Source organism: Pilosibacter rotomagensis, assembly GCF_045062245.2.
In the GTDB taxonomy this organism is placed as follows: Bacteria; Bacillota; Clostridia; order Lachnospirales; family Lachnospiraceae; genus Pilosibacter.
On record NZ_CM170323.1, the window covers coordinates 1825763 to 1839945 of the forward strand.

The 14183-nt window shown below is 51.2% G+C and carries 16 protein-coding genes; 13 read left to right on the forward strand and 3 right to left on the reverse strand.

Annotated elements, in window-relative coordinates; genetic code table 11:
- Positions 1-3: 3 nt before the first annotated feature.
- The 10 genes from ACI3EW_RS08020 (at position 4) to ACI3EW_RS08065 (ending at position 7744) form a co-directional block, all read left to right on the forward strand.
- Complete coding sequence (locus ACI3EW_RS08020) at positions 4-1179, forward strand: nicotinate-nucleotide--dimethylbenzimidazole phosphoribosyltransferase (RefSeq protein WP_243022353.1); 1176 nt, start codon at positions 4-6, stop codon at positions 1177-1179.
- Entirely contained in the window at positions 1176-1928 is a 753-nt protein-coding gene (locus tag ACI3EW_RS08025; RefSeq protein ID WP_118532799.1) for an adenosylcobinamide-GDP ribazoletransferase, read from the forward strand. Before ACI3EW_RS08020 ends, ACI3EW_RS08025 begins: the two co-directional genes overlap by 4 nt.
- Complete coding sequence (locus ACI3EW_RS08030) at positions 1929-2561, forward strand: histidine phosphatase family protein (protein ID WP_118532797.1); 633 nt, start codon at positions 1929-1931, stop codon at positions 2559-2561.
- 13 nt (positions 2562-2574) lie between these two features.
- Entirely contained in the window at positions 2575-2865 is a 291-nt protein-coding gene (locus tag ACI3EW_RS08035; protein WP_118298130.1) for a hypothetical protein, read from the forward strand.
- A 92-nt stretch (positions 2866-2957) separates the two neighbouring features.
- Positions 2958-3953: an adenosylcobinamide-phosphate synthase CbiB gene (gene cbiB / locus ACI3EW_RS08040; RefSeq protein ID WP_215702521.1), complete on the forward strand. Its 996-nt coding sequence runs from the start codon at positions 2958-2960 to the stop codon at positions 3951-3953.
- 19 nt (positions 3954-3972) lie between these two features.
- Positions 3973-4425 carry a DUF4869 domain-containing protein gene (locus ACI3EW_RS08045; protein WP_118532793.1) on the forward strand — a complete coding sequence of 151 codons (453 nt, stop codon included), beginning with the start codon at positions 3973-3975 and terminating at the stop codon, positions 4423-4425.
- Complete coding sequence (locus ACI3EW_RS08050) at positions 4415-4816, forward strand: ATPase (protein WP_118532791.1); 402 nt, start codon at positions 4415-4417, stop codon at positions 4814-4816. The genes ACI3EW_RS08045 and ACI3EW_RS08050 overlap by 11 nt, the downstream gene beginning before the upstream one ends.
- Position 4817: 1 nt before the next feature.
- On the forward strand, positions 4818-5357 hold the full coding sequence (locus ACI3EW_RS08055; protein ID WP_243022352.1) for a hypothetical protein: 540 nt from the start codon (positions 4818-4820) through the stop codon (positions 5355-5357).
- Between the two features lie 84 nt (positions 5358-5441).
- Positions 5442-7061 carry a cobyric acid synthase gene (locus tag ACI3EW_RS08060; protein ID WP_118532789.1) on the forward strand — a complete coding sequence of 540 codons (1620 nt, stop codon included), beginning with the start codon at positions 5442-5444 and terminating at the stop codon, positions 7059-7061.
- Positions 7061-7744, forward strand: a complete 684-nt coding sequence (locus ACI3EW_RS08065) for a precorrin-8X methylmutase (RefSeq protein ID WP_243031222.1) — start codon at positions 7061-7063, stop codon at positions 7742-7744. Before ACI3EW_RS08060 ends, ACI3EW_RS08065 begins: the two co-directional genes overlap by 1 nt.
- Positions 7745-7751: 7 nt before the next feature.
- Here ACI3EW_RS08065 and ACI3EW_RS08070 read toward each other — a convergent pair whose 3' ends face one another.
- The 3 genes from ACI3EW_RS08070 to ACI3EW_RS08080 all read right to left on the reverse strand — a co-directional run bounded on the left by ACI3EW_RS08070 (position 7752) and on the right by ACI3EW_RS08080 (position 11111).
- A complete protein-coding gene (locus ACI3EW_RS08070) occupies positions 7752-9494 on the reverse strand; it encodes an Rqc2 family fibronectin-binding protein (protein WP_405579232.1) in 1743 nt (580 codons plus the stop codon).
- 119 nt (positions 9495-9613) lie between these two features.
- Positions 9614-10210, reverse strand: coding sequence for a citrate lyase holo-[acyl-carrier protein] synthase (citX, locus tag ACI3EW_RS08075; RefSeq protein ID WP_243021350.1), 597 nt, complete (start codon positions 10208-10210; stop codon positions 9614-9616).
- A gap of 7 nt (positions 10211-10217) precedes the next feature.
- Positions 10218-11111, reverse strand: a complete 894-nt coding sequence (locus ACI3EW_RS08080) for a LysR family transcriptional regulator (protein ID WP_118532785.1) — start codon at positions 11109-11111, stop codon at positions 10218-10220.
- Positions 11112-11396: 285 nt separating this feature from the next.
- On the opposite strand from ACI3EW_RS08080, the gene citD reads away from it, so the two are divergent.
- Genes citD through citF form a run of 3 tightly spaced genes read left to right on the forward strand, consistent with a single transcriptional unit; the run spans position 11397 to position 14165 of the window.
- Positions 11397-11696, forward strand: a complete 300-nt coding sequence (gene citD / locus ACI3EW_RS08085) for a citrate lyase acyl carrier protein (protein WP_118321028.1) — start codon at positions 11397-11399, stop codon at positions 11694-11696.
- The gene (locus ACI3EW_RS08090; protein ID WP_021904969.1) at positions 11696-12595 is read left to right on the forward strand and encodes an aldolase/citrate lyase family protein; all 900 of its coding nucleotides are present in this window, start codon (positions 11696-11698) and stop codon (positions 12593-12595) included. Before citD ends, ACI3EW_RS08090 begins: the two co-directional genes overlap by 1 nt.
- 1 nt (position 12596) lies before the next feature.
- A complete protein-coding gene (citF, locus tag ACI3EW_RS08095; RefSeq protein WP_215702525.1) occupies positions 12597-14165 on the forward strand; it encodes a citrate lyase subunit alpha in 1569 nt (522 codons plus the stop codon).
- The last annotated feature ends 18 nt before the right edge of the window (positions 14166-14183 follow it).

The following is a 14183-nucleotide window of genomic DNA, read 5'->3' on the forward strand; positions in this document are numbered from 1 at the left end:
ATAATGAGTGACAACACGATGACAACAGAGACAATCGAAGAAAAATTTCAAAGCTATCTGAAACAGATCGTCCCAGCCGACCGCCATGCGATGGAACTCGCAAAAAAGCGATGGGATTCCGTTGCAAAGCCGATCGGCAGTCTCGGGATCCTGGAGGACGATATTATAAGGATTGCCGGGATCAGGCGGAGTGCGTCCGGGATCACGCTTGATAAGTCCGCACTTGCAGTCATGTGCGCGGATCATGGCGTCGTTTCGGAAGGCGTGACCCAGACCGGGAAGGAAGTGACCCGGATCGTGGCGGAGAATTTCACGCGGGGGGAGACTTCAACTTCCAAAATGTGCCGGATTGCCGGAACAGATCTTTATCCGGTGGACATGGGAATGGACTGTGAAGTGATCGGAGTAAAACAGCCGGATCCGCACCGGATCCTGGACCGAAAGATTGCGAGAGGTTCCGGAAATATCGTGAGAGAACCTGCGATGAGCAGAGGGGACTGCCTGCAGGCGCTTGTTTCCGGGATCGAACTTGCGTTTACGTTCCGGGATATGGGATATGAGCTTCTCGCTGCAGGTGAGATGGGAATCGGAAATACGACGCCTGCTGCCGCGATGAGCGCAGTGCTCACGGGACTTTCCCCGGAGGAAGCGACCGGACGGGGAGCCGGACTTTCGGATGCCGGGCTGGAAAAGAAAAAACGGGCGGTTTCGATGGCGGTCGGCCGCTTTTATGAAACATATCCGCAGTACCAGGGCGGAACGAAGGAAGATTATGAGAATGGGGCGCTCTCGGCTGTGACGGTCCTTTCGGAGCTTGGCGGTTTTGACCTTGCGGGAATGACCGGGCTCTTTTTAGGCGGGGCGGCGGCCGGACTTCCGGTCCTCATGGACGGGTTCCTCTCGACTGTATCGGCACTTCTCGCGGTCCTGATCCGCCGGGAGGCGAAAGATTATCTCTTTGCCTCGCACATTTCCAGGGAACCGGCCGGAAAAGCGGTTCTTGAAATGCTTGGACTTCCGGCGCCGCTCCATCTTGGGATGCATCTCGGCGAGGGAAGCGGGGCTGTGGCGATGATCCCGCTCTTAAAGATGGGGGCGAGTGTTTACGAAGAGATGAGCACATTTTCCGACATTTCCGTCGAGCAGTACGTGGATTATGAGAAGGAGGTCCGGACATGAGAGCGGCGATCATAGCGTTTTCGATGTATTCCAGGATCCCGATGCCGATGTTTGAGTGGAAGGAAGAGGACATGAAATACGCCATGTGCTTTTTTCCCGCGATCGGGGCAGTGATCGGAGCGGTGTTTTTTGGAATGTATCTGCTGCTTGACAGGATCCTGACGGGAAAGATCCTGGCAGCGGGGATCCTCCTCGCAGTGCCGCTTTTTATCACGGGCGGGATCCACATGGACGGATTTATGGACACCTGCGATGCAAGAGCGTCATATGGCGACCGGGAGAAGAAGCTGGGAATCTTAAAGGACACGCACACAGGAGCGTTTGCGGTGATCTTCGGAGGACTGTATCTGATCCTCTACGCGGCGGCGTGCACGGAACTTGATGAGGAAAGTGCGCTCCTCACAGCGATCGGGTTTATTCTTTCCAGGGCGCTCAGCGGTCTTTCCACCGCAACATTTCCGGAGGCGCGAAAACATGGGATGCTGGCAGATTTTATGAAGGATGCGAGAAAGAAGACCGTGGCAGTCTGCATGCTCGTGATCTTTTTCCTGACGGCATTTCTGGAACTGCTCTTTGGCGGTATCTGCGGCGGTGTTGTTGTAATTACAACGGTTTTGATCTTCCTTTGGTATCGCCACATGGCAGTACAGGAATTCGGTGGTGTGACCGGAGATCTTGCCGGTTTCTTCCTGCAGATCTGTGAGCTTGGGATCCTGCTCGCGGCGGTGATCGGAAAGGCGGTGTTTTAAGTGAAACTTTTACTGATCCGGCATGGGGCAACGCCGGGGAACCTGGAGAAACGATATGTGGGCAGGACGGATGAGAGTCTGACGCAGGAATCCCTCGAAACGCTTGGCAAAGAGGCAAAAAAAATCCGGAAACTTGCCGGAAAACCTGCGGCGATCATCACAAGCCCGATGAAACGCTGCCTTGAGACTGCGGAAACACTATTTCCGGAACATGATTATCCGCAGGTCCCGAGGGTTCGGGTCGAAGATCTTTCCGAGTGTGATTTTGGAAAGTTTGAATATAAAAACTATCTGGAACTCTCAGGGGACATGGAATATCAGCATTTTATTGACACGATGGGAGCTGAGGGATTCCCGGGCGGGGAGAGCACGGAAACGTTTAAAGCGCGGACTGTGAAGGCGTTCCGGGAGATCCTTGCGAGATTCTTCTGGGAGACAGAGGATCCGGACAAAACACTCGTCTTCGTCGTCCACGGGGGAACGATCATGGCCGTCATGGAGGCGCTTGCAAAAGAACGGAAGAGTTACTATGACTGGCAGGTCGGGAACGGCGAGGGGATCTTTGGGGAGATCGAAACGCCGGATGGACGGATCGGTCAGGTGCGGTTTCTTCGGAACAATCCAATATCATAGGGGGTGTAAAATCATGATTCTTTTATTATCGGTATGCAGCATCGGATTTCTGATCTACGGTGCACTTGTTGTCAGTGGGATCTATACGCCGATCAGCTCGAAAATTCTGGTTGAGGACGAGGAACGGGCGAAATGGTGCCATACGGAGGGCGTCACAAAGATGCTCTGGGGGCTGGATCTTGCGTTTTTGGTAATGTATCTTTGCCGTGTTTTTCCGGCATTTTTATGGCTTGGACTGTTTCTTGTGCTGACGATCGTGATCATCATCATGGCTTATAAGAATAATGGAAAATATTTAAAATGACGCAGAAAAATCAGACCAGTTCACTATATGAGGAATGCCGGTTTTGCGGTATGATAGACAACGAACGGAACAAACATTAAAGGAAGATTTTTATGACAGACAGACTCGAATTACTTGCAGTGGTCGCACTCGGATTTCTGCTCGATCAGGTCCTCGGGGATCCGCACTGGTTATATCATCCGGTGCGGCTCATCGGGGCTTATATTTCATTTCTGGAGAAAGGGATCCGGAAGCTTTTTGGAGAGGGAGAGAGTGCGCTCTTAGCTGGCGGTGTGGTACTTGTTATTCTCGTGACCGGGACAACGGCGGTCGTATCCGGCGGGATCTTATACACCTGCGGCAGGATCTCCCCGTGGCTCCGGTTTCTGGCATCTGTGATCCTGTGTTATCAGCTTTTTGCGGTAAAATCCCTGAAGGATGAGAGCATGAAGGTGTACCGGGAATTGAAAAAGGACGACCTTGAAGCGGCGCGGTATGCGGTGTCGATGATCGTTGGGCGGGATACTAAAGTGCTCGATATGACTGGTGTCACGAAGGCGGCGGTGGAGACAGTCGCGGAAAATACGTCAGACGGTGTTGCGGCACCGCTCTTTTACATGGCGATCGGCGGACCGGTCCTCGGCTGGGTATACAAGGCAGTCAATACGATGGATTCAATGGTCGGGTATAAGAATGACAAATATCTGTACCTTGGACGGGCGGCTGCGAAACTGGACGATGTCTTGAATTTTATTCCATCGAGACTCTGCGCCTGGATCATGATCTTTGCGGCGTATCTGCCGTCCAAAGGGCACGAATTTGACGGAAAAAATGCGAAAAAGATCTTCCTGAGGGACCGTTTCAACCATGCGAGCCCGAATTCCGCGCAGACAGAGTCGGTCTGTGCCGGAGCGCTACGGGTGCGCCTTGCCGGGGACGCGTGGTACTTTGGAAAACTCGTAAAGAAGAAATATATCGGAGATGATCTGCGGCCGGTGGAACCGGAGGATATCCGCCGGGCAAACAGACTTCTTTACCGGACGTCGTGGATCCTGATGGGGATCTGTGCGGTGTGGGAAGCAGCTATGGAGATTTTATCGAAATTATAAGTAAGGAGCTAGGATTGACATGATCGATATTTATACAGAAAAAAAAGAATCTTCCAATTGGATCCTGAAAAATGATCTCTATTTTAATTTAAACACAAGCAATGAAGAAATGACAGAACAGGATAAAAATCTGATTTTTCAAGCGGATGATGCAATCCTGACACCTGATAAGCACATAGAAACAAAGTATGGACTGGGAACAATCCGAAACTTATCTTCTGGGTGTAAAACCTTGCTGAATATTGTAAAACATCCAGAAAAAGTGGTATGTGTTGAAGAGTGTGGTCCCAATGTTTTGAAGATGATATTTCAGCTGGATCACATAAAGATTTATATGTCACGTCCAAGTTTTGTTGAAATTCCGGACAATGCAGAAATTCGTTTTAATGAGAAAGATGTGGTGACAGGAAATGCTGGATATCAGACCTGGTGGACCAGAGAGTATGAAAGGAGAGAGAAAAATGATTTATAAAAATATTACTTTTCAGGCAGCTCCTTTTTCCTATGATCTGTCTTTTGACGATCGCATTACTCTTGTCGGAGGCGACAGCGGAACCGGAAAAACAGTCCTTTATGAAATGCTTGAGGACTTGAGACAAACTGACGCATATCATGCTATAAAATTATTTAATTATCGGTCGGAAAATATCCAGGAGGATCTTGAAACGTGCAGAAATAATTTTATTGTGATCGATAATGCTGATATTCTGATCAATGACGAGATCCGAAGATTTATTAACTTTGAGTTTTCAAATCAATATATGCTTTTCTTAAGGAACTGTGATGGCCTGAATGTTTCGGATAAGAGCTTTAAGGTATTGGAACTGGCAGATAATAAGATAACTCTAGAAGAGGAAGTTTGATATGAAGTATTTATGGACAGAGGACACTGGTGCAGGTCTTCATTTCTGGCAATTAGTAAATCAGCTTTTCTTCGAGGGTAAACTTATTGTCGAAAGTAAAGAGAGCAATCAAGGAATTCTGGATGCAATCTATCAGCTGCAGCCGGATACAGGAGATATCTATTATATTGTATTTGATTATGTAGTAGATAATCAGGATATCCGGAATAAATATCGTATTCTGAGATCATTCGCTGATCGGTCAGCTGGTCATGTCATAATCCTGGATATGATTTGTTTTGAATATCTGATATTGGCATTCGATCAATTAATTTCCTGGACAGGTACAGGGAAGAAGGATAAGATTGCGATGCGGGAAGAGATTCTTGCAGCAGTGGAAAATCATAGGATCAACCTGGCAGAAATTAAAGACGAAAAAACATTACAGTATTTAGCTGGATTTAAAAGGTTTTCAACAGAGCGTGTTATGAAATCACTGGCAGGTGAGCTGACTGAAAATGAAAAGTGGTCAATTCGGGGAGCTTTGTTGGGAGAGAGCTAAAATAATATTCCCGAGTGGATGCAAATTCACGCAGGAAGACAACATGACTGAAAAAGTGAAACACCACACAGTGGAGGAATCAAAATGGCAAAAGTGATCATGATCCAGGGGACCATGTCGAATGCGGGGAAGAGTTTTCTTGCGGCGGGGCTCTGCCGGATCTTTAAGCAGGACGGGCTCAGGACTGCACCGTTTAAGTCCCAGAATATGGCCCTGAATTCTTATATTACGCGGGACGGGCTTGAGATGGGACGGGCCCAGGTCATGCAGGCGGAGGCAGCCGGAATCGAGCCGGAGGCGGCGATGAACCCGATCCTTTTAAAGCCGACCTCGAACATGGGATCCCAGCTCATCGTGAACGGCGAGGTCCGCGGTAATTATCCGGCGGCGGAGTATTTTAAGATGAAAAAGAGTCTGATCCCGGACATCATGGATGCCTACAATTCCCTGGCATCCCGCTTCGATGTGATCGTTGTGGAAGGCGCGGGAAGTCCGGCCGAGATCAACTTGAGGGAAAACGATATCGTGAACATGGGACTCGCCGAGATGCTGGATGCGCCGGTACTTCTCGCCGGGGACATCGACCGGGGCGGTGTTTTCGCCCAGCTCTACGGGACAGCGGCCCTGCTCACAGAAGCGGAGCGGAAGCGGATCCGCGCCTTCGTGATCAATAAGTTCCGCGGGGATAAAGAGATCTTAAAACCGGGTCTTTCCATGCTCTATGAGCGGATCCGGATCCCGTTTGCGGGTGTGATCCCGTACATGGATGTGGACGTGGACGATGAGGACAGCCTCTCGGAGCGCCTGACAGAAAAACATGGAACCGGACCTCTTCTTGACCGCTCCAGCCATGCGGCTTTTGCGAAGATCTCCGTGATCCGGCTTCCGAGGATCTCGAATTTCACGGACTTTAATGCACTGGAGCGACTGCCGGGGATCGCGCTTTCTTATGTGAGCCGTCCGGAGGAACTGACCGGATCGGATCTCATCATCCTCCCTGGGACAAAGAACACCATGGGAGATCTCAAGTGGCTCCGCCAGAACGGGCTGGAAGCTGTAATCACGCGGATGGCGGGAAAAGGGATCCCGGTCATCGGCGTCTGCGGCGGGTTCCAGATGCTGGGAACGAGTCTTTCCGATCCGCATGGTGTGGAAGAAGGCGGAACGATGCGCGGCATGGAGCTCCTGCCGATCCGCACGATCTTTGCGGAGAAGAAGACGAGGACGAGAGTAAATGGAACGGCAGCCGGGTTTTCAAACGATGGAGTACCGGTAAAGATCAACGGATATGAGATTCATATGGGAGAGACGATCCGGGACGGCGGACAGCCGTTTTCGTGGATCCAGTACGAAAATGGGGAAAATATCGCAGCGATGGCGACGGATTCCGATGCGCGTTCAGGATATAAAACGGATTCGAATCCGAATGGAGCTCCGGCCGGTGGGAAAGAAGACGGCTGTATCAGCGGAAACGTATTCGGAACCTATGTCCACGGAGTATTCGACACAGAAGAGATGCAGCATGCGATCCGCTATTTCCTCGCAGAGAGAAAAGGTGTTCGTCCGGAGACATATGAAAACGGGGAAACATTCTCGATGGCAAAGTATAAAGAAGAGCAGTATGACAAGATGGCTAAGATTATCCGGGAAAATCTGGATATGGATATGATCTACCGGATCCTGGAACGAAAGGATGTGAGATGATGAGTGGACTTGACTGGACCGAAGAATTAAAAAAGCGGACGGGGATCGATTTCTTGACAACCCGCCCGATGGAGATCGAAAAAAAGAGTTTTGAGATCATAAAAGGAGAGCTGGGCGAGGAATTTGTTTCCCGGTATCCGGCTGATGCACTTCCGGTTCTCTGCCGTGTGATCCATACCACCGCCGATTTCTCCTACCGCGACACCCTCACGATCACAGAAGGCGCGATCGGACTGGCAAAAGAGGCGATCCACCGGGGGCTTCCGATCATCACCGATACGACGATGGCGGCATCCGGGATCAACAAGACGGCGGCCAGAAAATTCGGGATCGATGTGCACTGCTTTATCGGGGATGAGGATGTGAAGGAAGCTGCAAAGGCGAGCGGGATGACGAGATCCGCGGTCAGCGCCGAAAAGGCGGCGCGACTTTATCCGGAGTGTATCTATGCAGTCGGAAACGCGCCGACGGCGTTAATGCGCCTCTATGAGCTGATCGAAGAAAAAAAGATCCGGCCGGCGCTCATCATCGGAGTACCGGTCGGATTCGTGAACGTAGTCGAGGCAAAGGAACTGATCCTTCGGACGGATGTCCCGGCGATCGTCGCCAGAGGACGAAAAGGCGGGAGCAATATCGCCGCGGCGATCTGCAACGCACTGTTATATGAGGCGGGAGGACGATAGCGGTTCGCTACTTTACTTCCTGCACCGGGATTCCCGGAACTGCCATCAGAGAGTAGTTGGTGTGATAGACAACGAAACCTGGTGCGGCTCCGGGAACTTTTTTTAAGTTCTTCCGCTGGATATAGTCGACTTCGACCTTCTCATTCCCGCGGCCTTTGGAGTAGTAGGCAGCCAGCGCACCGGCTTCCTCAAACACGCGGTCCGGGAGCTCTTTTCCCTCAGTCTTTACGATGACATGGGAGCCCGGGATTCCTTTTGCGTGGAACCACCAGTCACCGCCGTTGGCAAACTTGAAGTCGAGTTCTTCATTCTGGTAGTTGTTTTTTCCAACATAGATGTGGAATCCGTCGCTGGAAAGGTAGTGGAACGGGCGGCTTGTGATCTTCACCTTTTTGCCGCCTGTGTAGTGGCGCTTGATATAGCCATACTCCGTGAGCTCTTCCTTGATCTGGACAAGGTCCTCCTCGAGTCTTGCGATGTCCATCGATGTGCTGATGGATTCCAGGTGGGCGATCTCCGCCTTCGTCTGTGCGAGCTGCTCGGTGACGGCCTCATAAGTCCGCTTCTGTTTATTGTACTTGTCAAAATACCGCTTCGCGTTCTCCTGAGCCGTCATCGTCGGATCCAGCGGGATCGTGATCTCTGTATTGTCGTAATAATTCAGACACTTAAAACTCTTTTCTCCGCCGGAGAGACCGTACCCGTAGGTATTTAAAAGTTCTCCGTAGATCCTGTATTTTTCCCGCTTTTCCGTATCCTTTAACTGCTTAGTCTGCAGATCCAGCTTCCGGACGCTGCGCTCCAAAGCGTTGGAGATGATCTTTCTGAGGTCCGTGGATTTCTGGTGGATCCTGGATACCATGTTCTTTTCCGCATAGTAGCGCTCTAAAAGTTCACTGATGGAGGAAAAGTTCACGGTCTTATAATTGCCGCCTTCCATCATCGTGAGCGGTACCGATGCGAATTCGACCGGTTTCTCGCCTTCATAGATGATATTCGGCGTAAAATTGCCTTCGCGGACATCGTCCATGATCCAGGTGAACGCGTGGAAGAGATGTGTGAGTTCCGCATCGGAAAATTCCTTCGCGGAGACATCCCCGTCGAGTGATGCAAGGTGGCAGATCTCGGCGGCAACGACCGGGCTTAAACCGGTGAGATCCATGTAGAGGGCCTTTGAGAGGTTCTGCGGGGTGTTGTGCAGGAGTTCCTTAAATTCTGTCTCCGTGATCGTCAGCGGATCTTTCTTCTCCCCGGAGTGCGGGATAAAGTAATCGCGTCCCGGGAGTACCTCTCGGACAGAGCTTACCTGTGCGGAGATATGTATGATGCTGTCGAGGATCACGTTGTTCTCATCGCAGAAGATGATGTTGCTGTGTTTTCCCATGAGCTCGATCACGATGAATTTTCTCCGGAGATCGCCCATCTCATCGAGATGCTCGACCTCGATCCGGACGATCCGCTCCAGTCCCGGCTGGGTCACGGAGATGATCCTGCCGTTTGCGATATGCTTTCTTAAAAGCATGCAGAAGTTCGGAGCCGTCATCGGGCTCGGTTTGTTGTTTGATGTAAAATAGAGAAGCGGGAGACTGGCGTTCGCCGATACGAGCAGACGCACGTTCTCCCGGTTTCCTTTAATGGTAAAGAGTAATTCGTCCTTTTCCGGCTGGGCGATCTTTGAAATCCTGCCGGAGACGATCTTTTCGTTCAGGTCGCGGACAAGGTTCGCGATCACGATTCCGTCAAATGCCATGGTGTATGAGTTCCTTTCATTTTATCGATCATAAATTCTAAGATTGTCTGATATGTATACGCTCGGGAGACTCTCTAAGAGTATCTCCCGAGTGTGGGAATGGGCGGATCGGATCTGCTTCATGAAAAGTGTTCATGAAAGATCGCGTTGATCCGTTCCGTCAGCTCCGCGACCGAGTGGGCCCGGCTTCTGGAACATTCCCGCGCAGGGCGGCCGCAGAGGAGACAGGTCCGGCCCGGCTGCCCGATGTCACTTCTTGAGATCTTTTTTCCATCCCGCCCGATGATATCGATGTCGTAGAGTCTTCCGAGATCGGACGCGTCCTCTAACGGCACGAGAAGGCGTTTTACAGCGAGCGCATCCGCATCCACGCAGAGAAATGCCTCCGGACCGGTCTTATCGAGGATTAGGCTGCGCTTTAAGACCGGGATCTTTGCGGTATCCAACGCGGAAACGATCTCCGAAAGTGCAAAGGCAAATGCCTCCGGAACAAGCGGCAGGACCTTGACCGGCCCCGGAATATTTAAGGTGAAGGAGACGAGAACGCCGGGAAATTCGGAGAGAAGCTGTTCCTGCATCCAGACGCGCCGTTCCCTGGCGTTTAACATATCCGGAAGCTCGGCATCGGCACCGATGAATTTTTCTAATGTTTCTTTTTCTGCGTCATTTAATAATAACTGTTCTATTTCTGGATCATTCCATAAAAATTTTTCCATAAAAACCTCAGATCTCATGCAGGATCTCAAGAAATCCTTTCATATATTTTGTGAGATACATGTCCTTCCGGTAGCAGGCGTAAAAATGTCTTGGATTCTCCACACCGAGGATCGGATAGGAGAAGTAGGCGGAATCCGGCGAGTTATCAGTCTCGACATAGGAATCCGGACAGGCCATCACGACAGGACTCGCCGCAACGACATGTTTTCCGACCTCGATGCTGATCGTGACAAGGTCGATCTTCGGCTTCATGTCCCTCGTGATAAAGAGGGAGTCCTGGATCGTCCGGACGGAGTGACCGGACTGGCTGGAGATGAAGGTCTCATCGCGCGCCTCCAGGATATCGATCGGTGTCCCGGGCGCGATCCGTTTCGCAAGTTCGCATTCGCGGTTCACGATGAGGACAAGCTTTTCCTCCTGGATCAGGTCGTAGACCAGTTCCTCGTGGCGCGGGAATGTCGTGAGAAGTGCGATCCCGACTTCCCCCTCCAGGACGCTTTTTTCCATGGTCGCAGATCCCTGCTCATGGAGTTCCAGCCCCACATGGGGGAATCGTTTCTTAAAACGCGGGTATAATTCCGGTAACAGCTCCATACCGCGCTGGACCGAAATCCCGAGGCGGATGGTCCCGAATTCTTCCTTGCTCAGCTCCTCGACCTGTTTTCTCAAGTTTGTGGAGATCGTTGTCACCTGCCTCGCCGCCTCCACGTAGAGCTGTCCGGCCGGCGTCAGGGTGATCGGATCGGTGGAGCGGTCAAAGATCGGGGCGCCGAGATTGCTCTCGGCGGTCTTTATGATCTGGCTCAGAGAGGGCTGGGAAACGTAGAGCTTTTTTGCCGCGTTTGTAAAGCTGCCTTCCTTCAGGACGGTCAGAACATACTGCATGTGTTTTTCATTCATAGAGGCGTCCTCCCCTGACTTTTTATCTCAGTTAGATAAAACTCCTGTTTTTCCTTTCTATTCTATCACATCCGGTCGGAAAAGACAACGCGGGGAAACCGGAGCGTTCCTGCCGCCGGACCGAGCCGATGCCCCATAAGAATTTCCCTATATTCGCTATAGAGGGATATGTATTGGATTAAAAAAAATACAAGTGATATAGTAATGCAATTGAAAGTTATAGAACTCAGGTGGGAAAACAAACGAAATTTGTGCATCCTGCATAATGAGAAACGGAGGGAATATATGGAAATCAAGAAGACAGCTATGGCCGGCACACTGGAATCCAGTGACGCCCAGGTAACCGTGGAGCCGGGTGAAGGAAAGATCGAGCTCACGATCGAGAGCAGCGTGATCCACCAGTACGGCAGACAGATCCGGAAAGTCACACTGGAGACCCTGGAGCGTCTCGGCGTGGACAGTGCAAAGGTCACGATCTTTGACAAAGGAGCGCTCGACTGTACATTAAAGGCGAGAGTGGAGTGTGCGGTCTACCGTTCCAACGGCATCACCGAAAATCTTCCGTGGGGAGGTGTCATCCGATAATGCATCCGAATAAAAAACGCTTAAGAAGATCCATGATGTTTTTAAACTGCCAGAAACCGGGTCTCATCAAGGATCCGTACATCTACAAACCGGATTCCATCATGTTAGACCTCGAGGACGCGGTCGCGGAGAACCAGAAGGACGCAGCGAGATATTCCTTATATCATGCGCTTCAGGAGATCGATTACCGCGGCGTAGAGCGGGTCGTCCGGATCAATGGTCTTGACACTCCGCACTGGAAAGAAGATATCCGCGTCTGTGTCGCGGGCGGAGCCGACACGATCCGTATCGCAAAGACCGAGACAGCACAGGATGTTAAGACCGTTGAGGAGCATGTCCTTGCGGCAGAGAAAGAGTTTGGACGCCCGGAGGGAAGCACGCTCTTAATGGCAGCCTTAGAGTCCTGCAAAGGTGTTTTAAATGCCTTGGAGGTATGTCAGTCTTCTGACAGACTTATCGGAATCGCTTTATCCGGCGGAGATTACACAAAGGACCTCCAGACAACGATCACAGGAACCGGAGTGGAGCTCATGGGAGCGAGACAGCACATGATCATGGCGGCGAGAGCGGCAGGCGTTCAGTGCTGGGATACAGTGTTCACAAACCTTGACGACATGGAAGGTTTCGAGAATGAGACAAGAATGATCAAGATGATGGGCTTCGACGGAAAGTCTCTCGTAAACCCGAGACAGATCGCCATCGTCCATAAGGTCTTCACACCGTCGGAAAAAGAGATCATCTTTGCGGAGAAGGTTGTCCGCGAGATCGATGACAAGAAGGCAAAGGGAATCGGAGTCTTCACCGTTGACGGAAAGATGATCGACATCGCATTCTACGACGGAGCAAAGAGAACACTCGCCATGGCGAAAGCAGCAGGCGTTTATAAGGGGGATTTATAAGATGATCAATGCAGTTGGAAGAGAAATTCCCGAAGAGGTCTTAAAAGCAACAGGCAAGGAGCCGTTTAAGGGCGTCTATGCCTACGATAATTACGAATATACAAAGGCGGCTCCGACCGTCCGTACATTAAACGATCCGACAAGAAGCAAGCTTGTCGAGAACATCCATGATGCCCTCGTAAAATGCGGCATTAAGGACGGCATGGTCCTTTCCTTCCATCATCATTTCCGCGAGGGTGACTATGTGGTAAACATGGTCATGGAAGAGGTCCATAAGATGGGCATCAAGGACATCACGATCTGTGCAAGCTCCTTAGGAAAAGCTCACGATCCGATCGTTCCGTACATCGAGGATGGCACCATCACAGGAATCCAGTCCTCCGGTGTCCGCGGAAAGATCGGTGAGGCGATCTCCACAGGACGGTTAAAAAACCTTGCGATCATGCGCTCCCACGGCGGACGTGTCCGCGCCATCGAGTCCGGCGAAGTCCATATCGATATCGCCTTCATCGGTGCTCCGACATGTGATGAATATGGAAACATGCGCGCAAACGGCGGAAAGAGCGACTGCGGCGTATTATCCTACGCGACGGTCGACGCCCAGTATGCAGATAAGGTTGTTGCCGTGACAGACTGTCTCGTTCCGTTCCCGAACATTCCGGCAAGCATCTCCATGGTAGATGTGGATTACGTTTGTGTCGTAGATGAGATTGGAAATCCGGCAAAGATCGCGACAGGTGCTGCAAAACCGACGACGGATGTCAGAAAGATCATGATGGCAGATTACTGCACAAAGTTTGTTGTCAACACCCCGTATTTTAAGGAAGGTTTCTCCTACCAGACAGGTGTCGGCGGAGCTTCCATCGCCTCCACGATCTCCCTTGGAAAGATCATGGAAGAGAGAGGCATCCATATGGGACTTGGCCTCGGCGGAATCACAACTCCGATGTGTGAGCTGTTGGCGAAAGGCCTCGTAAACAAGCTCGTTGATACCCAGGATTTCGATCAGGGTGCCATCGAGTCCATCAAGACAAACCCGAACCACTTCGAGATCTCTGCGTCCGAGTACGCGAACCCGTTCAACAAGGGCGCTTATGTCAATAAGCTGGATTTCGTGATCCTTGCATCTCTTGAGGTTGACGTAAACTTTAACTGTAACGTCGTTGTCGGTTCCGACGGCATGATCACAGGTGCCCAGGGCGGACATCCGGATACGGCAGCAGGAGCGAAGTGTACGATCGTCATTGCTCCGCTGCTTCAGGGAAGAATCCCGGCAATCTGTACAAATGTTACAACGGTAACGACTCCCGGTGAGTCCGTTGACGTTGTCATCACAGACTACGGAATCGCCATTAACCCGAGAAGACAGGACCTCATCGAGTGCATGAAAGGCGTTGACCTTCCGTTCTGTACGATCGAAGAGCTCCGCGATAAGGCGTACGCCATGGTCGGAACTCCGGATCCGGTGCAGTTTGACGACCGCGTGGTCGGCGTGATCGAGGCCCGCGACGGCACCATCATCGATGTGGTCAGAAAGATCAAAGACTATGAATTTGAGGATGAACAGTAATCTGCCCGTCCCGGTGCT

What these genes read in the sequence shown, in the direction of transcription:
- cbiB (WP_215702521.1), top strand. Translation starts at nt 2,958, where the DNA reads ATGACAGACAGACTCGAATTACTTGCAGTGGTCGCACTCGGATTTCTG.
- ACI3EW_RS08060 (WP_118532789.1), top strand. Translation starts at nt 5,442, where the DNA reads ATGGCAAAAGTGATCATGATCCAGGGGACCATGTCGAATGCGGGGAAG.
- ACI3EW_RS08070 (WP_405579232.1), bottom strand. Translation starts at nt 9,494, where the DNA reads ATGGCATTTGACGGAATCGTGATCGCGAACCTTGTCCGCGACCTGAAC.
- ACI3EW_RS08045 (WP_118532793.1), top strand. Translation starts at nt 3,973, where the DNA reads ATGATCGATATTTATACAGAAAAAAAAGAATCTTCCAATTGGATCCTG.
- ACI3EW_RS08080 (WP_118532785.1), bottom strand. Translation starts at nt 11,111, where the DNA reads ATGAATGAAAAACACATGCAGTATGTTCTGACCGTCCTGAAGGAAGGC.
- ACI3EW_RS08090 (WP_021904969.1), top strand. Translation starts at nt 11,696, where the DNA reads ATGCATCCGAATAAAAAACGCTTAAGAAGATCCATGATGTTTTTAAAC.
- ACI3EW_RS08050 (WP_118532791.1), top strand. Translation starts at nt 4,415, where the DNA reads ATGATTTATAAAAATATTACTTTTCAGGCAGCTCCTTTTTCCTATGAT.
- ACI3EW_RS08065 (WP_243031222.1), top strand. Translation starts at nt 7,061, where the DNA reads ATGAGTGGACTTGACTGGACCGAAGAATTAAAAAAGCGGACGGGGATC.
- ACI3EW_RS08020 (WP_243022353.1), top strand. Translation starts at nt 4, where the DNA reads ATGAGTGACAACACGATGACAACAGAGACAATCGAAGAAAAATTTCAA.
- citX (WP_243021350.1), bottom strand. Translation starts at nt 10,210, where the DNA reads ATGGAAAAATTTTTATGGAATGATCCAGAAATAGAACAGTTATTATTA.
- citF (WP_215702525.1), top strand. Translation starts at nt 12,597, where the DNA reads ATGATCAATGCAGTTGGAAGAGAAATTCCCGAAGAGGTCTTAAAAGCA.
- ACI3EW_RS08025 (WP_118532799.1), top strand. Translation starts at nt 1,176, where the DNA reads ATGAGAGCGGCGATCATAGCGTTTTCGATGTATTCCAGGATCCCGATG.
- ACI3EW_RS08055 (WP_243022352.1), top strand. Translation starts at nt 4,818, where the DNA reads ATGAAGTATTTATGGACAGAGGACACTGGTGCAGGTCTTCATTTCTGG.
- ACI3EW_RS08035 (WP_118298130.1), top strand. Translation starts at nt 2,575, where the DNA reads ATGATTCTTTTATTATCGGTATGCAGCATCGGATTTCTGATCTACGGT.
- citD (WP_118321028.1), top strand. Translation starts at nt 11,397, where the DNA reads ATGGAAATCAAGAAGACAGCTATGGCCGGCACACTGGAATCCAGTGAC.